Origin of the sequence: Alcaligenes sp. HNGD-HTN06, assembly GCF_049932565.1 — a bacterium.
GTDB classification, from domain to species: domain Bacteria; phylum Pseudomonadota; class Gammaproteobacteria; order Burkholderiales; family Burkholderiaceae_B; genus Alcaligenes; species Alcaligenes ammonioxydans.
The window spans coordinates 2,942,478-2,964,014 of the sequence record NZ_CP187782.1 but is presented as its reverse complement, the minus strand read 5'-3'; the positions used below and the strand labels follow the sequence as shown (position 1 = coordinate 2,964,014).

Sequence of the window (21,537 nt, the reverse complement as noted above, 5' to 3'; positions counted from 1 at the left end):
GTCACGCTCCGATTAGGAGGGCGTACCGTTTCCAGGAGAACACCATGGCAGATGCACGTCCCCATCCTCAGGCAGTGATAGCCTTCTGGGTCGAATCAGGGCCAGAGAAATGGTTTCGCAAGTCCGATGACTTCGATCAGGAGTTTCGCGAACGATTTTTGGACTGGCATGAGCGTGCGGCCAAGGGCGAGCTGGACGATTGGGCGCAGACCGCAGAAGGGGCCTACGCCTTGCTGATCTTGCTGGACCAGTTCCCACGCAACGCCTTTCGGCACACTCCTCGCATGTATGCGACCGACGAAAAGGGTTTGGCGATTGCCAAGGAGATGGTGGCCAAGGGGCTGGATAAACACATTCCGGCAGAGCGTCGTGTGTTTTGCTACCTGCCGTATTCCCATGCCGAGAATCTGGCCGATCAGCAAGAGGCCGTGCGCCTGAATCAGGAAATTGGCCGTCCCTGGCTGGATCATGCCCAAGAGCATCTGGATGTGGTGGAGCGCTTTGGCCGCTTTCCGCATCGCAACTCGATTCTGGGGCGTACTACGACAGCGGAAGAACAAAAGTTTCTGGAGACTGGTGGTTTTTCGGGTTGATGGGTGCTGAGTCTGGGCTAGGCTGGGGTCTTGGTCTTGGTCTTGGTCTTGGTTTGGATTCGGGGCCTGATGCTGATTTGGGCTGGGCCTAGAACTGAGCCAGGATTGTGATTGGCGCTGGAGCTTAGGCTTGCTGGGAACACAAGTTTCGATTGTTGGCCCATGCTTTGACCCAAACCCAAACCCAAATATCTACGTAAACTCAAGCTCCCGATCAATCCTTCAGCGTGCTGGTCGAGAGCCTGCCTTGAGAGTTCCTGGTTTTATCCAGTTTGACGGCAATGAGCCCAAAACAAAGGCGGCCAAGTGAAAGCTTGAAGCCGCCTTTGTTTCATCTGCCGTGTGTCTGAACACAATCGACGGACAAGCCCTGTCTACAAGTGACCTTTCTGTTCTCGTATGGTCGCAATCTTGTCTTTTAATCCCGTCCAGGCCGGTTTGTCCGGTGCAAAACGCGCCCGCATATAGTTCAGCAGGTCTTCCATCTGCTCATCATTCATACTGTTCTTGAAACCGGGCATGGAACCCAGGGTGGGCTGCGCCGGACGGGTAATGCCGTGCATCAGTACCTGAATCGTATTGTCGGGGTGCTCACTGTGCAGATTGCTGTTCAGGGCCAGAGACGGACGGGCGCCAAATAGTACCGGGCCACCTCGCGGGTCATGGCAAACTGCACAAGCGCCGTTGAACAGGTTTTCGCCCGGCATCACCATCACTTCCTGATTGCTGCGGCTGTTCTGCTCCAGTAATGCAGCCTGCGCAGCATGGGTTTGTTCCTGTTCAGGAGCGACCGGGTTCAGGCTGCTCAAGTAATGGGCCATGGCACGCACGTCCGACTCAGGCAGCTCAGCCAGTCCTGCGACTACCGGGCCCATGGGCCCGGCGGCCACGCCATGACGGGGGGAGTAGCCGGTGCGCAGGTATTGGTACAGCTCCTGTTCTGTCCAGGGGATGGGGGCTTTGGACAGGCTGTTGAGCGCAGGTGCCTCCCAGTTGTCCGCAAAACCGCCGGCCAGGAAATTCGCTTCACCGCTTTTTTCTGCGCCCAGCATATTGCGCGGACTATGGCAGGCGGCACAGTGTCCGCTGCTGTTGACCAGGTACGCCCCGCGGTTCCATTGCACGGTTTGCGTCGGGTCGGGCACATACGCATTGGGATCTCGATGAAACAGCAGATTCCAGCCCGCTACCAAAGGCCGCATATTCATGGGAAAAGGCAGTTTGGTTTCGGGTGGCTTGGCCTTGACCGGCTCTTGCGTCATCAAATAAGCGTAGAGCGACTGCATGTCCTCGTCGCTGATTTTGGCAAAGGCGGTGTAAGGAAAGGCCGGGTATAGATGACGGCCATCCTGATGGATGCCCTCGCGCATGGCGCGCTCAAAGGCTTTGTAGCTCCAGCTCCCAATGCCGGTTTCTTTGTCTGGGGTGATGTTGGTGGTGTAGATCGTTCCAAACGGGGTCTCCAGACCCAGGCCGCCCGCATTGGGCTTGCCGCCTTCAGCCGTGTGACAGACCATGCAGTCGCCCGCAATGGCAACCAGCCGCCCACGCTCGATGGCGCGCTCCGAAAAGATGGATGTATCCACGTGCCCTACTGGAGCAATGGCGGGCCGCCAGGGCAGGGCGCTCAGGATGGTGCCGGTTGCCACCGCGGCTAAGGCTCCCCACCAGGCTTTGCGTTTTTTACTGCTGGCGCTGGTGGTGGCCTGATAAGCCAGTGCCAGAGACTGTTCGTTAAAAGGAGCACTGGTCAGGCGGATGCCACTGGCATTGAAAATGGCATTGGCAATGGCGGCCGCAGCGGGTAGCTCCACGCCCTGATTCCAGGCCAAGGGCTGGCCGACGGCCGCTTCTCGTTTGACCAGTTGGACGGTAGGTTTGCCGGCAGATTTATCTATCGCTTCCGTGACAGGGGGCTTGCCGCTATGAGCGCCGCTTTTGCCCAGATCCTGGTTCAGCAGTTGCTGCGCCCACCGCCCCAATCTGTCAGCCAGGGCAGGGGCCGATTCCGGTACTCGTTCCGGGTTGTCCTGTTCCGTACTGTCGTGCCCAACGGTCAGCCTGTCTATGCTTAACGTCCCCTGGTGGGTGTCGACGCTCACGTCTACAGCCCACGCTGACCACTGCTCACGGGCTGCCTGTCCAGGGATGTGTTCCACAGTATGACTGTAGGCCAGCCCGCGACCTTTGCGTATCGGCCCCTGGTGAGCCGGCAGGGGTCCGGACCAATCCGACTGTTGCGCAACGCGTTGCAGCAATTCGCGCCCTTGCGGGCTGCGGACATGCTCCAGTCGTGCCTCCAAGGGGTCCAGTCCCAACTGGTGGCAGGCCTGATCGAACTGTGACTCTTGGGCAAAGACGGTGGCCTGGGCCAGACTGTCGGGGTCACTGCTGGCGGCAGCGCCATCACTATTAGGAAGGGGGGCGGAAAAGTAGTCGCTTTGTACTGCCAGGCCACTGCTGGGCAAGCCTTGCTGGCCGCAAAGAATGGCGGCCAGGGAAGGACGCACACCGGACAAGGTGTTCAATTGCCAACGGCACGCCTGCAAGTGGGCAGTCAGATCGTTTGGCTCGGCGGCGCCTTGATAGACGCTCAGGCGAATGCTGGTTTCGCTTTGGCTGGCCCGAACTTGCACGGCCTGGGGGCGGCCAAAGGCCATGAGCGCTGCATCCATCGCGCAGTCGTAGGCATCGGCTTGATTGTCGGCCGTATCGTGCAGATGGATCTGCTCACTGGGCAGGCCGCTCAAGGCTTGCAGTTCTATCAGCAGAGCCGCGGGGCGCCGGGTGTGCGCCCAAACAAAAAGCTGCTTGTTGTGATAGCAAGCGCGGGCCCAGGCAGTATGCGGGTGCTCGAGGGCAGACTGCCACTCATAGCCTTGGTCGGGGGGACTAAGCGCGGACGCGCGGGCGTCATCCGCTGGCAGAGCGGCTTGGCTTGCCGCGACGGGCGTGACCCAGCGAGCATCCAGTAAGGCGGCGCCTTGTTGGGCCTGCTCGGCTTGAACAGCCAGCACGCCCAGGTAATTACCGATATGTACACAGTCCACGACACCGGGCACGTGCAGGGCGGCCTGTTTGTCGACGGTCTGTAATTCCGCACCCAGATACTGGCCGTTTTCGTAGGACCAGTAAGGAGGGCGCACAACAACGCCATGCAGCAAGCGGGTGTCACTGGGCAGCTCGGGCCACAGCGCTCGGGAAAAGTCCTGTACTGAATGACTCATTGCCGGGCCTTTGCAACACGCAGGGCGGCCTGCATGATCTCTACATGGGTGCCGCAACGGCACAGGTTATAGCGCAGTTCATCCCGAATCTGTGCTTCCGTGGCTTGCGGATTACGGTCCAGCAGAGCCTGGACAGTCATGACCATTCCATTGAGGCAATAGCCGCATTGTGCCGCCTGGCAATCAATGAATGCCTGCTGAACATCATTGGCTTGTCCGTTGTGGGTCAGGCCTTCCAGCGTGGTGATCTGGCGATTCTCCACCAGGCTGACGGGCACTACACAGGAGCGGGCGGCCACGCCGTCGACCAGAACGGTGCAAGCGCCGCACTCGCCCAGCCCGCAACCAAACTTGGGGCCGTTGAGCTCCAGATCGTTGCGCAGCACATAAAGCAGCGGGGTATCGGGTTCCACCTCGATGATGTGGGTCTCTTGATTGACCCGCAAAGTGTGCGGGCGAGTACAAGGGTTCATGGGTTTCACCTTGGGTAGATCGCACCTTGTTGTCGGACAGGATGGGCGGTGCTTTTATCAGTTCGGTATTGATATGCTTAAATTAAGTGTATACACTTTAATTTATTGAGTAAATAGATTCTACTACTCCCTTGAGGTATCAATCAAAGGGCTTGTTGGAAGTTATGAAAAATTCCGCAAAATCTCATTTAGTATAGGGTTTACACTGATTATTGGGCCCTTGATTTTATCTTTATAGTAGTTGTGGAAAATAAGATCTGTTGCGGTTTGTTTGTTTTATTAGGGCGTGTACGCTAGTAATTGAAGGTTTGTCGAGCGCTCGGGTGGATTGTCAGGGGCCGAACCCGGACTGTCCCGTGCCAGACCCTCTATAAAGAGCCCAGCCAGGAGAGAGTGATGTCTTACGATGCGCCGCGTCACCAGCAGCAGGATTTGCTCAGGGCGTGCGGCACCTTGCTGATTTTAGCGGCACCGGTACGGCCTCCCAAGCCTTCGCCCGGTCAGCCCGGCGTGGTGTCCGAATATTTGCAGGCGCACGACGATGTTTTTGTCGCGGTGTCCGAGCAGGGGTGGGTGCGCGCGTTTCATGGACATGTGGATCTGGGTACGGGGATTCAGACCGCACTGAGCCAGATTGTGGCAGATGAACTGGATGTGTCCATGGCCCGTGTGCAAATGGTGCTGGGGCATACCGATGCAGTGCCCAACCAGGGTCCCACCATCGCCAGCGCGTCCATTCAGATTCATGCTGTACCGCTGCGCAAGGCGGCGGCTCAGGCACGTCAATTGCTGCTGGCACAAGCCGCGCAACGCTGGACGCTGCCCGCCGATCAATTGCGTGTGGATGACGGCACAGTCATTGCTCCGGACGGGCGTAGCCTGACGTACTGGCAATTGCTGGAAGGCCAGGAACTGCGGGCTTATCTGGATAAGGAAACTCCCACCAAACCGGCCGAGCAATTGCGCATTGTCGGGACCGCCCAGGCGCGTGTCGATATTCCGGGCAAGGTCGCGGGGCAGTGGGTCTATGTACACGATGTGCGTGTACCCAGCATGTTGCATGGCCGTGTTGTGCGCCCTCCTTATACCGGACGTGATAGTGGCGACTTCATCGGTTGCAGCCTGGAATCCGTGGACGAGGAGTCCATCCGTCATATTGCCGACGATGTGCGTGTCGTGGTGATTGGCGACTTTATTGGGGTGGTCGCGGCTCGTGAAGAACACGCCATGCGTGCCGCCCGTGAATTGAAAGTGCGCTGGAAAGCGATTCCTCCTTTGGAGGATATGAATAATCTGGAGCAGTTGATTCGTCGTCAGCCCATGACGGAGCGCTTGCTTGTCGATAAAGGGCCGGACTTTGATGCATTGCCGCCCGAAGGCAAACGCTTGAAGCGTACTTATGTCTGGCCTTTTCAGTTGCATGCGTCGATAGGCCCTTCTTGCGCAGTGGCGCACTATCAGCCAGGCCATAGCCGGATCTGGTCGGGCACACAGAACCCGCATATGTTGCGCGTTCACTTGAGCCAGTTGCTGGGCGAGGACGAGGCGGATCTGGAGATTATCCGTCATGAAGCGGCGGGTTGTTATGGTCGCAATTGCGCTGACGACGTGTGTGCCGATGCCCTCTTGCTGTCACAGGCGGTGGGGGCGCCGGTACGCGTGCAACTGACGCGTGAACAGGAGCACGGTTGGGAGCCTAAAGGTGCGGCTCAGTTGATGGACGTGGTCGGTTCCATGGATGTTGAGGGGCAACTGCGTCACTACGAGTTCGTGACCCATTACCCCTCCAATGATGCGCCGAATCTGGCTTTGTTGCTGACCGGTCGGGAGTCGGCGGCGCCCCGGCAACTGGAGATGGGCGATCGCACGGCGGTGCCGCCTTACAGCTATCCCAAGCAGCGCATTGTGTGCCAGGACATGCCCGCGATTGTGCGTGCCTCCTGGTTGCGCGGCGTGTCGGCCATGCCCAATTCGTTTGCGCATGACTGCTTTCTGGACGAGCTGGCGGTGGAGGCGGGTGTAGACCCGCTGAGTTATCGCCTGCGCTATCTGGATCAGGATGTGCGCGCCCAGGAGCTGCTGCAGGCAGTCGCGGACAAAGGCCAGTGGCAGATTGGACATCGTGGTTCGCGCGGGCAGCCCGATGCGCAGGGCTATCTGTATGGTCGTGGCCTGGCGTATGCCCGTTATATACACAGCAAGTTTCCCGGTTTTGGCGCAGCCTGGTCGGCCTGGTTGCTGGACCTGCGAGTGCATCAGGATACGGGAGTGATCGAGGTTCAGCAGATTTACGTCGGTCAGGACACGGGCCAGATGGTCAATCCTACGGGAGTGCGTCACCAGATTCACGGCAATGTCATTCAATCCTTGAGCCGCAGCCTGTATGAACAGGTGCGTTTTGACGCGCAAGGGGTGGTCAGCGCGGAGTGGGGGGCATACCCGATTATCGATTTCCCGCGCATCCCGCCTATTGAGGTGATTTTGATGGACAGGCAGTCTGAACCGCCGATGGGGTCGGGCGAGTCTGCCTCCGTGCCCTGTGCCTCGGCGATTGCCAATGCTTTGTTTGATGCAACTGGCCGACGTTTTCGGCAGGTGCCCTTTACACCGGATGTGGTCCGGGCCGCGCTGGCTGCTACGCCCCAAACGGTGTAGGCAGCAGCAATTTTCAGGGATCGGGTTCAGGGCCTTTTAGCAGTACCGGGCTTTGGACCTGACGGTTTCAATCCAAGGACAGATTAATGAGTACCTTTCTTTACGGCGGCCATGTTCACGCCAATGGCATTCGTCAGCATTACCTGCGTTACGGTGGTTCCGTCGGTGGGCGCGATCAGCGTCCTGCGGTCATCATTGTTCCCGGCATTACCAGCCCGGCGGTGACCTGGGGTTTTGTGGGCGAGCAGTTTGGCAAGCACTTTGACACCTATATTCAGGACGTGCGTGGCCGTGGTTTGAGCGAAGCGGCCGAAGGCATGGACTACAGCCTGGATGCGCAGGCCGATGACCTGATTGCCTTGGCTCAAGCCCTGGGCCTGAAAGACTACATCATGGTCGGTCATTCCATGGGTGCCCGCATTGGTTTGCGTGCCGCTCACAAGAACAGCGAAGGTTTGAACCGTCTGGTGATGGTCGATCCGCCCGTCTCCGGCCCTGGTCGTCGTGCCTACCCGGCCAAGCTGCCCTGGTACGTGGATTCCATGGCGATGGCCCGCAAAGGGTGTACCGCAGAAGACATGCGTGCCTTTTGCCCGACCTGGACGGAAGAGCAATTGCAATTGCGCGCCCAGTGGCTGCACACCTGCCACGAGCCGGCGATTCTGGCCAGCTTTGAAGGTTTCCACACCGACGATATCCACGTGGACTTCCCGCATTTGACGGTGCCCGCCTTGTTGATGACAGCCGAGCGTGGCGATGTGGTGCGTGATGAAGATGTAGCCGAGATTGAGCAGTTGGCCCCGGGCGTTCAGCACGTACGCGTGCCCAATGCCGGCCACATGATCCCTTGGGATAACGAAGCAGGCTTTTACGAAGCCTTCGGTGACTTCCTGGGCCAGCGCCTGGTGTGATGTTGAAAGGGCCGCATGGGCGGCCCGTTGTGATGCAGAGGTTCCGCCTCAGTGCCGGAGCCTCTCACAAGGAGAGACAAGATGGCAGTTAGTGATTATCAACTCATCGAGGCCTGGCAAGAAGTGCTGCGCCTGTCCAAGCTGGAGGCGGGTCAAACGGTGACTTTGCTGACCAGCTCGACCACGCACCCGCAGACCCTGCAGTGCGCGCAGATTGCCGCCCAGTCCATGGGAGCGATTGTCAATCGCCTGGACTTGTTGCCGGTCAACGCGGAAAAAGCCTTGAGCCGTGACTCGCTGGCGTACTTGGGTACCACGCCCTTGACGGGTAATGAGGCGGCGATCGCCGCCTTGAAGGCCAGTGATCTGGTGCTGGACCTGATGACCCTGTTGTTCTCGCCCGAGCAGATCGACATTCTGAAGTCGGGTACCAAGATTTTGCTGGCCGTGGAGCCACCTGAAATTCTGGTTCGCACGGTGCCCACCGAAGCCGATCGTGCACGCGTGACCGCGGCAGCGGCCTTGATCAAGGCCGCCAAGGAGATGAGCATTACCTCTCCTGCCGGTACCAATCTGCGTTGCCCGCTCGGTGAGTTCCCGGCGATTCGTGAATACGGTTTTGTGGACGAGCCGGGTCGGTGGGATCACTGGCCCAGCGGCTTTGTGCTGACCTGGCCCAATGAGCGGGGTACCAACGGCACCATCGTGATCGACAAGGGCGACATCCTGTTGCCACAGAAGAAGTACTCGACCGAACAGATCATTTTGACCGTGGAAAACGGCTACGCCACCAAGATTGAAGGGGGAGTCGAAGCCGAGCTGCTGGACGAGTATATGAAGTCCTTCAACGATCCCGAAGGTTACGCGATCTCCCACATTGGCTGGGGTCTGCAACCGCGTTGTCACTGGTCTACGCTGGGCCTGTACTCGCGTGAGAACACCATTGGTATGGATGCCCGCGCGTTCGAGGGCAACTTCCTGTTCTCTCTGGGCCCAAACAACGAGGCGGGCGGCAATCGCACGACGGCCTGCCACATTGATATTCCTTTGCGCCATTGCACGGTCAGCCTGGATGGCCGGGCGGTGGTGCGTGATGGCAAAGTACTGGATGGAGGTGTTGGTGAGTACGAATGAAGGAGCGGTGTACGCTCAACAAGGGTTTGGATCGACGCTGGAGCCTCAAGCTCCCTACGGCTTGTTGATTATTGATCTGGTGAATGGTTTTGCTGACCCGGCGGTGTTTGGTGGCGGCAATATTCCTGAGGCGATCGCGAACACGCAGAAGTTGCTGGCAACGGCGCGTGAGCAGGGCTGGCCGGTGGCGCACACACGTATCGTGTATGCCGACGATGGCGCTGATCACAATATCTTCAGCATCAAAGTCCCCGGCATGCTGGGTCTGACCGAAGATGCGCACAACAGCCACATCGTGCCGGAGCTGGCTCCTGCACCGGGTGAATTTATTGTTCGCAAGAACGTGCCGTCGGCGTTTTTTGGTACGCCCCTGGCGGCGTGGCTGACCCAGCGTGGCGTGCAAACACTGCTGGTGGCGGGCGCGGTGACCAGTGGTTGCGTGCGCTCCAGCGTGGTGGATGCAATGCAACTGGGTTTCCGCCCCCTGGTGGTGTCGGACTGCGTGGGTGATCGGGCAATTGGCCCGCATGAGGCCAACCTGTTTGATATGCGTCAGAAGTACGCCACGGTGGCGACGCGTGAAGAGGCCATGAAATTGATGGGGCTGTAAAACGCCTTGTTTAGAACCGGGTAGGCGCGTCAGCGCCTTCCCCGGCTCCCAAGGTTTTTCGTGCCCTCGATGTCTTTATACGTCTGGCACCACATACCCCTGCCTTTCTTCTCTCTCGCGTCTACGTGCGCCGCTCGTTTCCCCCCACATTGCACGTGCACGTGCGTTCCTTCGTTGTCTCTCACGACACAGGCCCTCGCGAGCTCCTGTCAGGCTCAACACTTAAAACGCCCAGCGCAGGTTGACTTGTCCCTGCAGTGATGAATATCCACCCCCGAACTGTGAGCGGATGCCTGTGCCAATCGACAGACGCTCATCACGCTGCCAGCTCAGCCCGGCTTGCACGCTCATCGTGTCGCGAGGGAGCACATGATTACGGGTGTTAAACGCGGTGTCCGAGGAGGCAATCGCAAAATGCGCAGCCTGAGTCAGGTCGCGGTCCAACCATTCGTGGTTCCAGCCGAGGTCGACATTTACAGCCAGTTTGCTGCCATCATCCAGATCTTGGTTCCATAGAGCGCTCAGACCAAGGCTGGAGCGCAAGGCGTCAACACGTTTGCTCTCCAGCTGAAGGAGTGTGGCTGCATTGCCCGATTCGTCGACAGAAGGCCGCGATGCCCAGGCATAGTTCATGCTGATCACAGGGCCGACCGACAAAGACGGACTGATCGGCCACAGGTAGCCTGTGCCCGCATCCAGCGACAATTGACGGCCCGTCCAGTCAGACGAGTGGCTTGCCTGGTAGTTGCCCAGGCTGATGTGCCGACGCATATCAGCGTGCTCCAGGCCCAGACGCAGCCCGCTGAACGCAAAAAGACCGTGGCGGGCAGCAGGACGATACTGCAGATGCGCCGCAAGCCCGAACGCAGTGGCTTTACTCTTGCCGCCATAAGGAGCATCGGGTTTGACCGACAGATCCGAAATATCCAGTTGAGCACCCACGGCGAGATCAGGTGCTGACTCCAGCCTGCGTCCGGCCCCGAGGATCAGGCCATAGCTGTTGGCATCGTAGCCAAGCAATGAGCCCCGTGTGCTCTGATCGGCGCTTGAACCCGATATCAAGGCGTAACCTTGCCAGTCTTTGGCGGGGCGCGCCATGCTTTGGCTAAAACCCTGGCGGGCGGTTTGCATGATTTCGCGCTCGTGTGTCAGGGAGGCGGCCATCGCTGCACTGTAGCTGGCTGGCGAAACCTGGTCCAGGGCATCGCGGATCAGGGAGCCGTTCCTCGCCGAGAAGTCCAGCTCCCTGAACAGGGGCTGGGCGGATGCAGGACCGGCTAAGGCCAGCTTGAACAAAGCTTGCCCGGCTTGTTGCTGGTTGTCGTTCTGGCCGTACTGACTGTAGGCGTAGTCGGCTCGGTGAGCTGACAAGCGGTAGCGCTCATTGCCCAGGGCGTCGGCATTAAAGGACAAGGTGGGGGATACCGCGTGGATCTGAAGGGTGTCGAACTTGCCGCTGTAGCTGTTCGCCTCCACCAGCGACGCAGTGTCAACTGCCCACGAGTTTTGATACCAGTCGGCCAGGGGCTGCAGGCTCAAGGTGCCGGCAAGCTCTGCCTTGCCGCTGATGGCCAGTATGTCGTGGGCACCGTTGCTGTCGAACTCGGTTTCCAGTTGACCTGTTGCGGTTTGCTGGAAGTCTCCCTTGACGCTGATGCGTCCGGTTGAGTGTCCAGGCGCCAGAGTGCCGGCGTTCAACAGCGTGTTGCCGCTGGCCAGATCAAAGCTCGCATTGCCCTTGAAGGTAGCGCCTTCGTGAATGGTGGCACTGTGCACGTGCAAGTTTCCGTCCAACTGGCTGGTTCCGCCGTCAAAGGACAGGGTCAGATTGTCTTTACCAGTGATATTGCCTGCGTAGCTGAAGTTAAAGCTCGCATCGGGCTGATTGATACTGCGGCCTTCGCGGTCCGCTGCCTGGCCAAACGACACAGTGGTCAGGCGCAGTTGCTGAGTATCGTCGCGTTGCGCATAACGCGAAATAATATCGCCTTCCAGTTGGGCGCCCTGCATCAGGTTGATCCGTCCCACGTAGGCATTGTCAGAAATCAGAATGGCGGCCTCTTGGCCGGCTACCCTCCCGCTGATATCGGCTTGTTGGACCAGAGGGCCGTTCAGTTCAGGGAGCAGGGGTAGATCGGCCCCCTCGCTGCTGCGTAGGTAGGAGCCCCGTCGCTCGGTATGGTTGCCCAGTGAATTGGTGCCGAAATCAAAACGCAGACCGACGCCTTGCGGTCCGCTGGCCTGGATATCGCCGCGATGAACCAGTGTGTGTCCGCGACCGTAGGCAAACTGAATGCCTTGTCCATTCAGGCCATTGGCGTGGATTTTGACGCCGGGCTCAATAATGACGGTGTTGTTTTCGCCATCAACCCGTATGCCTGCGCCACCCGATCCTGCGCTCAGCAGGTCTGCCGCTTGCCGGATCTGGTTGTTGCTGCCATAAATGTGCAGGCCCAGACCCAGCGTCGACAGGTTGTAGCGGCCAGTCAGGTACTGTGTGCCCGCCGCATTGCGCTCAAAGAAGCCCTGTGTGTTGACCAGATCAAGGCCATCGCCGTAGATGGAGCGCCCAAAGAAATTGGCCCGGTCGATGGTGTAACCCAGATCCTGCATGACGGCCAGTTCAGCCTCCATGAAGCCCGAATAGTTGCGGTAGCTCTGGTGGCTCATGACGCTGTTGCGAAGTTCGATATGGCTCATGAAGTTATCGTCTACGCCTCCCTCCTCACCGAGTATCTTGACAGGGACACCGCGCAGGCCACCGGCCAGCACCTGTTCGATGTGAGTCCCGGTCAGATAGCCTTTGTCCTGGCGTAGATCAAACGCATCGGGGTCGTAGGTGTTGTTGCAAGCACTGCAGACAATTTTTTGGTTTGCGCGTGCCGGATTGCCGTTGTCGTCCCGGAGCAGTTGCGTCCAGCTGCTCAAATCACTTTCAAAATAAGGCTTGAATTCGTCTAGATTGCCTTTGTCTTCAACGCTGCTTAACACGCCCAGACCGTGGGCAATTTCGTGTATGGCCGTCAGCAGGACGCTGTCTTTGCCGCTAAGAGGCGTTTGGGTCAGAGCGGGATTGAGTGCGTAGTCATCCTGGCCCAGTCCAAAAAAGCCGTGGCCGCCCAAGGGCAGGGTGCCGGTTGAGGGTGACAGACCAAAGATGTTTTGTTGCATTTGCGTCAAAGCGCTGTGCCCCCCTTGGGCCACGGGGGAGCCACCGTAGGCGTTGCCCGGCATGTCGACCGTGCCGATGTTCACGATGGTGGCGGGCTTGTTGCCCTGAGGCTGAATTATTTCCGCCCAATAGCCCAGGCCGTCGACGATCTCGTTTTTGTAGGCCTGATGGCCTTCCCAGCTCCAGAATGAGGTGTTGTCATTGTCAAAGGAGCCGTCGCCAATGTCGAAAAACCGGGCGATGAATACGCTGCGCCCGGCAGCGTTCTCCACGGTTCTGTCTTCCAGAGCGTGAGCGGACAGGGGGGCAATAGCCAGTGTCAGTGCTGCCCATAGCCTGTTGGGTGTCATGGCGGGTCGGGTATTCAAGGCGCGAAATAGTGTCTGCACGGAGGAGCCCCTGAAGTGGAGGAAGCAGTTTGTTGAGCCTGAGGCATTCAGGTTGGCAAGGAGAGCCTTGCACGAGAAGATGACGTTGAGCTAGTGTGGGGAAAATATAGCAGATTGTTTTAAATGGACACTTATTGTTTTAAATAGGCGGGCAGTGCTTTTAAACGGGGCCTGGGCTGGGGTGCTTAAGGTTTGAATGGGAGCTTGCCTTACCCGGCTGGCTCTCTCAGAGTCAGTTCTCGACCTGCTCTTGGAGGGCGTCCTGCGGGCTTAATCCTTCTTGGTGTTTCTTTGAGTCCATCTCCCTGCTGGGTCCGATGCTTTGATCTTGTGGCCTTGATACAGTACCAAGGGATTTGCCGTTTTTTTTAACGATGTACTGGAAGCCCGGTTTGTGGGAGCCTTGTTGGCCTCGATCACTTGTATTGTTCAGGCTGATCGTGAAAGACAATGAGCCGCAGTAGGCTCACGCAGAAGTGTAAAGGAGATTGAATGGTTGGACAGCAGCGGGTCTCGGGGGTGACGGGCATTATTCTGGCCGCCGGTGTGGGTCTTCGGTTCGATCCCTCAGGTCAGTGCCTGAAACTGCTGGCCCGGATGGATGATGGCAAAACGGTGGTGCGCCGTGTCTGTGAGACTGCGCTGTCCGTGCTGGATGAAGTGCTACTGGTCTGCGATGTTCATGAGCCGCTTCTGCGGCGTGAGCTGGGCGATTTACCGCTCGTTTTTGTACCGGCGCCAGACGCGACGCGCGGCATGGGGGTCAGTTTGAAAGCCGGGATACAGGCGAGTCGGCCTTCTTATGGCTATGTCGTCTTGTTGGCGGATATGCCTTGGGTACGGCCCAGTACAGTAGCGGCGGTCGCTCAGGCCGTGCAGGATGGCGCTGGGATAGTACGTCCGGTTGTGAACGGGCAGACGGGCAATCCGATTGGCTTTGGTCTGGCCTGGCAGCAGGCGCTGTTGACATTGCCCGATGAGCAAGGCGCGCGTGGCTTGTTGCAAGCCAACAGGGATCAGACCCTGTTCCTGCCCTTGGTGGATGAGGGGATCTTGCGTGATGTGGACATTCCCAGTGATCTGGGAATGTCCCCTGACTCGAATTAACCGTGTCCGCGCTGTTTGGCGATCTGCTGGCGCTCCAGGCGACCAATATAGTGTTGGATGGCCATTTGCGTGGAGGCAGACAAGTCAATAAACGTACAGCCCAGGCGTTGAATCTGTTTGCCATTGGGCAGTTGTTGCGTTTCGGTTCGTGTCACTTGTAGCGCCACGACAAAAGAGCCTGCCTGAGGAAGCTCCAGCAGGGACTCTGTTTTATGTGCACCAATGACCTCTGCCAGACTTTGGGATTCGTCGACCAACGACAAGCCCCCGCCGCTGATATCGTGCAGCATGAAACTCTTTGCCTCGTTATTCAGACGCAGGATCACCATGGCCGGTTCGCTGACCGGTACGCTCACGCGGAAAAATTCGCGTCGCTGCAAACGGCGAATGGATTCGGGGATCGGGATGGCCAAGGCCGGTTGTCCTTCATAGGTCACCACTTCGGGCTTGGGCCCCTGGAAGGTTACTTTGATCTTGTCGACAGAGGTCTCAAAGCTGGTGTGTTCGGACTGCAGCAGATTTCGGGTTTTTTCTTCTTTGTTAGCGGTGTCGATTACCACCACATTATTGTCCAGATCGATATCCAAAATGGTGGTCACAATCCGGTCATTGCCGTGGTTGGCTTCCATGTGCAACAGCAGGCCGCCTTTTTCAATAGCCCGTAAAACACGCAGGATTTCAAACTTCGATTGGATTTGAAATGGATCGTCTTCAAGAGGGGGGAGCGAAGAGGTCATGGCAGCGCGGCAAAAAGAGATCGGTAAGTGACTGTAAGGGATTGTACGCGCCAGAGTAACACTCTGGACGCGATTTAGTGTGCCCGGTCCGTTGATTTGCCCCTTAAGTATTGAGGCCTGGGGTTTCAGATCTGCTGGCGCTGATGCAAGGCACAACGAGCGGCCGCCAAATCCCAGGCAGCGGAGCCGACGGATTTGAAGAACACGGGTTTGTCTTTGGGCGCCGGGCTGCGCAAAACCTGGTGTATGCCCTGAACCTGATCCCAATTTACGTCAGCCTGAAGCAGGTCTCCCGCTTCTTTTCGGGCGCCTGTCAGATCGTCTACATACAGGCGGCTGGCCAGGACGGTGTGGGCTTCGAACTCGGCCATTTCAGGTGTAAAGGCCCCTACGCCGATCAACAGGCGCTCAAGTCGGGCTGGTTCATGATAGACCGGTGTCAGGCTGGAGGTCAGACTGATCAGCACATCGGTCTTTTCCGGCACGCTTGCCGCTGCCTGGACCCTTGCTCCGAAACGGGTCTGCAAAGAGGCGGTGACGGCGCGGGCACGCTCCAGACTGCGGCCTGTCAGGGTGACCTCGGCTTTGGGGTAAAGCGTCATGATGGCCTCGCAATGAGCCCGTGCCTGTTGGCCGTAACCCAGCAGGGTGATGTGTTCGGGCCCTTGGGGCCAGAGCGCCTGGATGCCCAGCATGGACACAGCGGCGGTGCGACGCTCGGACAGGGTGGGCGCATCCAGAATCAAGAGGGGCAGACCATTGTGGGCATCGTACACAGTGACCAGACCCTGGATGGTGCCCCGGCCCTGCTGCGGATTGTCCGGCATGACATTGGCCAGTTTGTGCACGCCTATATCGTGCGAAACCGCGGGCATGGACAGCATTCGCCCGGTTTGAGGATAGTCAAGCACCTGGCGGGCGGGGGCGACGATAGTGCCGGCGGCAGATTGGGCTACGGCGATGCCAAGCTGGGCGACCAGCTCTGGATAGGGCAAAGTGCGAGCAGTTTCTTGAGCGGACAGGATGGTATAGGAAGCTTGCATCATTCCAGAATCTCCATTGAGTCGGTCTGTTGGCCAAGACACCGTGCCAGGCTATCGGTAAACCAGTGTAGCGTAGGCGTTGCCCAGGGCAATAGGCTTGGGGCGTTACGCGGCCATTGACCCACCTTGACAATTAATCCGCCCCGCCTGCAGGGTGAGCACGGCATAATGAGGCCTGATATCAGCACCGGCCCGCATGGTGCCGTGCATTGGGGAGAAAAATAATGAGTTTGCTTAATTCTGTTGTGTCGGCCTTGTCGTCGGCAGATGCCAAATCCAAGGAGCAGGGCGCGCTCTTGCCTGCCCTGATTCAAGTAATCAGCAGCTATCCGGGGGGCCTGAGTGGTCTGATTGAGCGTTTTCGCGCCGGTGGTTTTGGGGAAGTGGTGTCGTCCTGGATTTCGCAGGGCAGCAACCAGGACATTGCTCAGCAAGACCTGTTGGGAGTGATGGGGCAGCCCGCGATTACGCAGTTGGTGAACTTGTCGGGCTTGACCCAGCAAAGCGTGTTGGAGAACCTGAGAATCATGTTGCCTTCCCTGATCAATCAGGCCAGTCCCAATGGCCAGTTTGACCCATCCCATATTACCGATGCCAGCAGTTTGCTGGGTGGCTTGACGCAGTTGTTTCGCAAACCCTGAGAATTGATGCCGTGAGCGCGGCCCGCCGCGGGCCGTGGAAGGAAAAAAATGAAAAAGCCTGGAATGGGTGTCGTACCGATTCCAGGCTTTTTGATGTGAGCCAGACAAATCGGTATGAGCGCGACGGCCAGTACCGATTTTTTTTGTCTTAGCCGCGTGCTGCAGCAGCCAGCGCTTGTTCCAGATCGGCCAGAATGTCGTCGATGTGCTCCAGACCAATGGACAGACGCACCATATCTTCGCTGACTCCCACTGCCGCCAGTTCTTGCGCATTGAGCTGACGGTGTGTGGTGCTGGCCGGGTGGCAGGCCAGGGATTTGGCATCGCCAATATTGACCAGGCGCAGCACCAGATTCAGCGCGTCGATAAAGCGAGTGCCCGCTTCAATGCCGCCCTTGATGCCAAAGGACAGAATGGCAGCGGGTTTGCCGCCCATGTAGCGCTTGGCTAGCTCGTGGTCGGGATGGTCGGGCAGACCTGCATACTTGACCCAGGACACTTGAGGGTGCTTGTTCAGGTACTCGGCCACTTTCAGGGCATTTTCCGTGTGGCGTTCCATCCGCAAAGGCAGCGTTTCGATGCCTTGCAGAATCTGGAAGGCGCTCAAGGGAGCCAGGGCTGCGCCAGTGTTGCGCAGCGGAGCCACGCGGCAACGGCCAATGAAGGCAGCCGGACCGAAGGCCTCGGTGTAGACCACGCCATGGTAGGAAGGGTCGGGGGTATTGAGAATGGCAAAGCGGTCTTTATGTTCGGCCCAGGGAAACTTGCCCGAATCCACCACCATGCCAGCGATGGTGGTGCCGTGACCACCCATGTATTTGGTCAGCGAATGCACCACAATGTCAGCGCCGTGTTCGATAGGGCGGCACAGTGCAGGAGACGCGACGGTGTTGTCTACAATCAGTGGCACGCCATGGCGGTGCGCAGCATCGGCCAGGGCGCGGATATCGATGATATTGCCGGCCGGGTTGCCGATGGTTTCGCAGAAAACGGCACGGGTGCGATCATCAATCAGGGCTTCCAGCGCTTCGATGTCATTGGGCGGGGCAAACTTGACCGTAATGCCCTGACGCGGGAAGGAGTGTGCGAACAGGTTGTAGGTGCCACCATACAGTTTACTGACGGACACAATGTTGTCGCCGGCCTCGGCAATCGTTTGGATAGCATACGTGATGGCTGCCATGCCAGAGGCGACTGCCAAACCTGCAATCCCGCCTTCCAGTGCCGCTACACGCTCTTCGAGCACGGCATTGGTCGGGTTCATGATGCGGGTGTAGATATTGCCGGGAACCTTCAGGTCAAACAGATCCGCGCCGTGTTGCGTATTGTCGAAAGCGTAGGAAGTGGTCTGATAAATCGGGACAGCAACAGCTTTTGTGGTCGGGTCTGGCTGGTAGCCAGCATGAATGGCAAGAGTCTCTAGTTTCATGGCTTATTCTGGAATTGATTATCAAGTGGCTTATATAAGACAGAGCAAGCATAACCCTTGTATGTGCGCAAATGCATCTAAGGGCGAAGACATTAATACTATGCCTTTATTTCTTAAGGTAATAATAAGGGATTGCTGACAGACGGCACCGCTTTTTAAAGAGCAGGTGGATATTTCTTATTTTCGTTACTTCGCAATGCCCCGACATAGGGTAGCATTTCGTATCCGGGCAGATGGCATGTTGCATCCTTCCCCGAGGTCCTAGAGGCTTACATGAAAGTATGGTTTAAGCGGGGCTTATTCAGCCTCGTCGTTTTGGCTATTGTCACAGTGGTTGGCGGGGCAATTTTCCTGCTGACCTTCAATCCCAATTCGTACAAACAGAAGCTGGCCGACATCGTCCAGCAAAAGTATCAGCGTACGCTCAAGATTGACGGTGACATCGAACTTTCTTTATTTCCCCGCATTGGCCTGTCCGTGCAGGGCCTGTCCCTGTCCGACCGTAATTCGGAAGATCCCTTCGCGTCCTTTGAAAGTGCCCGGTTTGCGGTCGCCCTATGGCCTTTGATCAACAACCGTCTGGTTGTGGACCACGTCGCTGTTACGGGCTTTAAGGCCTGGATTGTGCGTGATGAGCAGGGTGCATTCAACTTTGATGACCTGTTGCAAGCGCCGCCCGTCGGTCCTCAACTGCCCGTTGCCCGTGCTGGGGTGTCCTTGTTGCCTGCTGCGCAGGCGGCCGAGGCTCCACAGGACAAATCTGTTGAGCCGTCCCCCGAGTCCTCGCCAGTGCCCGAGCTGATTGCCAAGCGTTCGGGCAGCGAGACGGATTTTCAGATCGACATTGCGGGTCTGAGCTTGAAAGGGGGCGAAATTCACTACTTCAGCAAGCGCAGCAATGTGATTGGTCGCTTGCTGCAGCTGGAAGTAAATACGGGGCGCATGACGTTCGGCCAGCCTTTTGATGTGGCCTTCAAAAGCCGGCTGTCGGGCGACTATCCAGTGGCCGAAGGGTCGCTGGAGGGGCAGGGCCAGCTCAGTTTGGACCCCGCCTCGCAATCATACGCAGCGCAGAAGCTGAACCTGAGCTTTGTAGGCGATCTGGACGAGTTGCGGGCGCAAAGCCTGACACTCAAAGGCAATGTGGCGTACAAGGCTGGGCAGCGTCAGTTCAACGCCACCAATCTGGATACTCAACTGCAAGGCCAATGGTTGGGCTCGTATCCGGTCAGCGATCTGAATGCGTCCTTGAACACGCCCAAGATGCAGATCGACAGCGACAGTGATCTGGTGTCGTTCGAGAAACTGGCCTTGCGTATCCGCGGCAAAAACGAGGATCAGAACCTTGATCTGGCCTTGGACGTTCCCCGCATTCAGGTCTCGCCTGCCCAGGCCGAAGGCGCACCCGTGGTGGCCAGCCTGAAAGTAAGCGGTCCCAAGGTCTGGGGCCTGGGCTTGACGCTGCAGGGCTTGTCCGGCAACAGCCAGGCGCTTTTGTTTGAGCAGGCCAAGCTCGATGGAGCGGTCAAGCAAGGCAGTCGTGTCGCTCAACTAAAGGCCAGTTCGCCCATGCAATGGCAGCCGTCGAATGAATGGCTGCGTCTGCCCGAAATTCAGGCCAGCATTCGCGTCGAGGACGAGGCCGATGCGGGCAGCCGTTTCGAGATGCCGTTGAGCGGACAGGCGGATCTGAACAAAGGCAAGCAGCAATACCAGGCGCAGCTAAGCAGCAACATCGAGCAGGCTCAAGGCAAGCTGGATATCAGTGTTCAGGATAAAGGCAAAGGCCCCTTGCTGGCCGCTGTGCTAAAGGCAGACAAGCTCGATCTGGATGAGCTGCGCTCGATTTTCTGGCTAACCGCCCCAGAGGTGGTCCCCCCCGCGGAGGCGGTTGATGAGTCAGAGCCAGCGACCGGACAGGCCGAGGAGCAGGAAGCCGGGCAGGAACAGCCCGCGGACCCCGCCCAACCGCCAGTAGCGGCCGAGCAGGAGGATGCGCAACCCGCTTCCTATGCCTGGCTGGATGCCATGAGTTTCGATCTGCGTGTTGAAATTGAGAAGCTTCGCAGCCTGGGCATGGTCATGGATCAGGTCAAGGCTCAAGTCAAGAATCAGGGACAACTGATTAATCTGTCGCAGTTCACCGCGCAAGCCTACGAAGGACAGCTCCAGGCCAAGGCCAAGGTAGAGCCGGGCAAACGCCTGGAGTTGGGCCTGAAGTTGCAGCAAATGCAACTGGGCTCGCTGCTGCTGGACGCTTTCGGCAATGATTATCTGGCCGGCAAAGGCAATGTCGATCTGAATCTGAAGACCCAGGGGGCCACGCAGCAAGAGCGCCTGAATGCACTGGAAGGGGGCCTGAGCCTGGATCTGCTCGACGGCAGCTGGCGTAGTGTCGATCTGGATCAAAGCGTACGGGATATCAACGAGGCGGTGCGTAATGCCTTCAGCGGCCAGATTCCCTTGTTGCTGCCCGAGTCCGATCTCTTGCGTCGTACGGTGTTAAAACGCCTGCAAGGCAGCTTGGATATCAAGAAAGGGCAGGCCACGTTCCGCAACTTCCGGGCAGTGACCCCCCTCTTGAATGTCACGGCCGCCAAGGGGTCCAAGCTGGACTTAGTGACTCAGCAGGCTGAGGTGACGTTGCAGGCACGCCTCAACCCTAACAGTCTGTCCGCTGATGAACGCAAGTCTTTGCAGGATCTGCGTAATGTGTCGATCCCCATTCACATCTCCGGGCCTTGGGCTGCATTGTCCTACCAGATTCAGTGGAAGGACATCGCCAGCGACACGATTAAAAAAGCCTTGCAGGACGGGTTGCTGGACTTGTTGAGTCAACAGGCCTCGCAGGCCAAGGCAGAAACCACGACAGAGGTGAAGGCTGAGGTCAAACAGGCCATTCAGGACGAGTTGGCAGCCAAAGTGCCCCCAACTCTGGGTGAGGCCATGAAGCAATGGTTCAAGCAATGAGTCAGGACGCCAGCCTGAATGCGGGCCAGCCACTGGACACGGTCTGTCTTTTGCAAGGGGGGCCAGCGCTCAGCGATAGCAAGGCGCTGGCATGCCAGGAGCGTTGGGTTCTGGGCGATGAACAGGGGCAGGTTCTGGGCGCGCAGGCCTTGCCTGTCCTGGCTGAACTAAGCATGGAGCTGCGCTTTGGGCAGTTGGTGCTGCGTGCTCCCGGCATGTTGCGTCTGGATATAGCGGTAGACGTCATTGAAGACGATCCTGACTCGTTTTCCATGTGGCAGGAAAACGGCCAGCCAGTGCAATTGATCGACGAGGGCGATTTGCCGGCGCAGTGGTTCAGTCGTTATATCGGCCAGCCAGTACGTTTGTTAAAGCGTCTGGCTACCTCCCCGTAAATGCCCCCCTGTGGCGGCGTTCAGCCATAAAAAAACCCTGCCAGAAGCAGG

15 protein-coding genes are annotated in these 21,537 nt (G+C 58.1%); 9 read left to right on the top strand and 6 right to left on the bottom strand.

Annotated features, from left to right (window positions below; all coding sequences use genetic code 11):
* Positions 1-44 precede the first annotated feature (44 nt).
* Positions 45-593 carry a DUF924 family protein gene (locus tag ACOZ42_RS13605; protein WP_003802262.1) on the top strand — a complete coding sequence of 183 codons (549 nt, stop codon included), beginning with the start codon at positions 45-47 and terminating at the stop codon, positions 591-593.
* A gap of 374 nt (positions 594-967) precedes the next feature.
* On the opposite strand, the gene ACOZ42_RS13600 is transcribed toward ACOZ42_RS13605, so the two are convergent.
* Both ACOZ42_RS13600 and ACOZ42_RS13595 read right to left on the bottom strand, forming a co-directional pair.
* Positions 968-3,820, bottom strand: a complete 2,853-nt coding sequence (locus ACOZ42_RS13600) for a c-type cytochrome (RefSeq protein WP_426345262.1) — start codon at positions 3,818-3,820, stop codon at positions 968-970.
* A complete protein-coding gene (locus ACOZ42_RS13595) occupies positions 3,817-4,293 on the bottom strand; it encodes a (2Fe-2S)-binding protein (RefSeq protein ID WP_003802266.1) in 477 nt (158 codons plus the stop codon). Before ACOZ42_RS13595 ends, ACOZ42_RS13600 begins: the two co-directional genes overlap by 4 nt.
* 396 nt (positions 4,294-4,689) lie before the next feature.
* On the opposite strand from ACOZ42_RS13595, the gene ACOZ42_RS13590 reads away from it, so the two are divergent.
* From ACOZ42_RS13590 to ACOZ42_RS13575, 4 genes are all read left to right on the top strand, one after another.
* A complete protein-coding gene (locus tag ACOZ42_RS13590; protein ID WP_426345261.1) occupies positions 4,690-6,948 on the top strand; it encodes a molybdopterin cofactor-binding domain-containing protein in 2,259 nt (752 codons plus the stop codon).
* 86 nt (positions 6,949-7,034) lie between these two features.
* Positions 7,035-7,859 carry an alpha/beta fold hydrolase gene (locus ACOZ42_RS13585; protein ID WP_426345260.1) on the top strand — a complete coding sequence of 275 codons (825 nt, stop codon included), beginning with the start codon at positions 7,035-7,037 and terminating at the stop codon, positions 7,857-7,859.
* 81 nt (positions 7,860-7,940) lie between these two features.
* The gene (locus tag ACOZ42_RS13580; protein ID WP_240209613.1) at positions 7,941-8,993 is read left to right on the top strand and encodes a 2,5-dihydroxypyridine 5,6-dioxygenase; all 1,053 of its coding nucleotides are present in this window, start codon (positions 7,941-7,943) and stop codon (positions 8,991-8,993) included.
* A 7-nt stretch (positions 8,994-9,000) separates the two neighbouring features.
* On the top strand, positions 9,001-9,603 hold the full coding sequence (locus tag ACOZ42_RS13575; protein ID WP_407927749.1) for an N-carbamoylsarcosine amidohydrolase: 603 nt from the start codon (positions 9,001-9,003) through the stop codon (positions 9,601-9,603).
* Positions 9,604-9,825: 222 nt separating this feature from the next.
* Here ACOZ42_RS13575 and ACOZ42_RS13570 read toward each other — a convergent pair whose 3' ends face one another.
* Positions 9,826-13,164: an autotransporter domain-containing protein gene (locus tag ACOZ42_RS13570; protein ID WP_426345259.1), complete on the bottom strand. Its 3,339-nt coding sequence runs from the start codon at positions 13,162-13,164 to the stop codon at positions 9,826-9,828.
* A 492-nt stretch (positions 13,165-13,656) separates the two neighbouring features.
* Between ACOZ42_RS13570 and ACOZ42_RS13565 the strand changes: the two genes are divergently transcribed.
* A complete protein-coding gene (locus ACOZ42_RS13565) occupies positions 13,657-14,271 on the top strand; it encodes a nucleotidyltransferase family protein (protein WP_003802388.1) in 615 nt (204 codons plus the stop codon).
* Here ACOZ42_RS13565 and ACOZ42_RS13560 read toward each other — a convergent pair.
* Both ACOZ42_RS13560 and ACOZ42_RS13555 read right to left on the bottom strand, forming a co-directional pair.
* Positions 14,268-15,008, bottom strand: coding sequence for a flagellar brake protein (locus ACOZ42_RS13560; protein ID WP_003802386.1), 741 nt, complete (start codon positions 15,006-15,008; stop codon positions 14,268-14,270). The genes ACOZ42_RS13565 and ACOZ42_RS13560 overlap by 4 nt on opposite strands.
* A gap of 125 nt (positions 15,009-15,133) precedes the next feature.
* Entirely contained in the window at positions 15,134-16,054 is a 921-nt protein-coding gene (locus tag ACOZ42_RS13555) for a delta(1)-pyrroline-2-carboxylate reductase family protein (protein WP_426345258.1), read from the bottom strand.
* A gap of 221 nt (positions 16,055-16,275) precedes the next feature.
* Here ACOZ42_RS13555 and ACOZ42_RS13550 point away from each other — a divergent pair, with 221 nt between their 5' ends.
* A complete protein-coding gene (locus ACOZ42_RS13550) occupies positions 16,276-16,692 on the top strand; it encodes a YidB family protein (protein WP_003802383.1) in 417 nt (138 codons plus the stop codon).
* Between the two features lie 148 nt (positions 16,693-16,840).
* On the opposite strand, the gene ACOZ42_RS13545 is transcribed toward ACOZ42_RS13550, so the two are convergent.
* Positions 16,841-18,121 carry a bifunctional O-acetylhomoserine aminocarboxypropyltransferase/cysteine synthase gene (locus ACOZ42_RS13545; RefSeq protein ID WP_003802382.1) on the bottom strand — a complete coding sequence of 427 codons (1,281 nt, stop codon included), beginning with the start codon at positions 18,119-18,121 and terminating at the stop codon, positions 16,841-16,843.
* Positions 18,122-18,436: 315 nt separating this feature from the next.
* Here ACOZ42_RS13545 and ACOZ42_RS13540 point away from each other — a divergent pair, with 315 nt between their 5' ends.
* Both ACOZ42_RS13540 and ACOZ42_RS13535 read left to right on the top strand, forming a co-directional pair.
* Positions 18,437-21,091 (top strand): AsmA family protein, encoded by a 2,655-nt coding sequence (locus ACOZ42_RS13540; RefSeq protein ID WP_426345257.1) that lies wholly within the window; start codon positions 18,437-18,439, stop codon positions 21,089-21,091.
* Positions 21,088-21,486 carry an MOSC N-terminal beta barrel domain-containing protein gene (locus tag ACOZ42_RS13535; RefSeq protein WP_003802380.1) on the top strand — a complete coding sequence of 133 codons (399 nt, stop codon included), beginning with the start codon at positions 21,088-21,090 and terminating at the stop codon, positions 21,484-21,486. Before ACOZ42_RS13540 ends, ACOZ42_RS13535 begins: the two co-directional genes overlap by 4 nt.
* The last annotated feature ends 51 nt before the right edge of the window (positions 21,487-21,537 follow it).

Bases quoted from the DNA above. Each gene is read 5' to 3' on its own strand.
- ACOZ42_RS13545 (WP_003802382.1), bottom strand. From the start codon at position 18,121: ATGAAACTAGAGACTCTTGCCATTCATGCTGGCTACCAGCCAGACCCG.
- ACOZ42_RS13555 (WP_426345258.1), bottom strand. From the start codon at position 16,054: ATGATGCAAGCTTCCTATACCATCCTGTCCGCTCAAGAAACTGCTCGC.
- ACOZ42_RS13590 (WP_426345261.1), top strand. From the start codon at position 4,690: ATGTCTTACGATGCGCCGCGTCACCAGCAGCAGGATTTGCTCAGGGCG.
- ACOZ42_RS13595 (WP_003802266.1), bottom strand. From the start codon at position 4,293: ATGAACCCTTGTACTCGCCCGCACACTTTGCGGGTCAATCAAGAGACC.
- ACOZ42_RS13580 (WP_240209613.1), top strand. From the start codon at position 7,941: ATGGCAGTTAGTGATTATCAACTCATCGAGGCCTGGCAAGAAGTGCTG.
- ACOZ42_RS13605 (WP_003802262.1), top strand. From the start codon at position 45: ATGGCAGATGCACGTCCCCATCCTCAGGCAGTGATAGCCTTCTGGGTC.
- ACOZ42_RS13600 (WP_426345262.1), bottom strand. From the start codon at position 3,820: ATGAGTCATTCAGTACAGGACTTTTCCCGAGCGCTGTGGCCCGAGCTG.
- ACOZ42_RS13585 (WP_426345260.1), top strand. From the start codon at position 7,035: ATGAGTACCTTTCTTTACGGCGGCCATGTTCACGCCAATGGCATTCGT.
- ACOZ42_RS13535 (WP_003802380.1), top strand. From the start codon at position 21,088: ATGAGTCAGGACGCCAGCCTGAATGCGGGCCAGCCACTGGACACGGTC.
- ACOZ42_RS13565 (WP_003802388.1), top strand. From the start codon at position 13,657: ATGGTTGGACAGCAGCGGGTCTCGGGGGTGACGGGCATTATTCTGGCC.
- ACOZ42_RS13560 (WP_003802386.1), bottom strand. From the start codon at position 15,008: ATGACCTCTTCGCTCCCCCCTCTTGAAGACGATCCATTTCAAATCCAA.
- ACOZ42_RS13550 (WP_003802383.1), top strand. From the start codon at position 16,276: ATGAGTTTGCTTAATTCTGTTGTGTCGGCCTTGTCGTCGGCAGATGCC.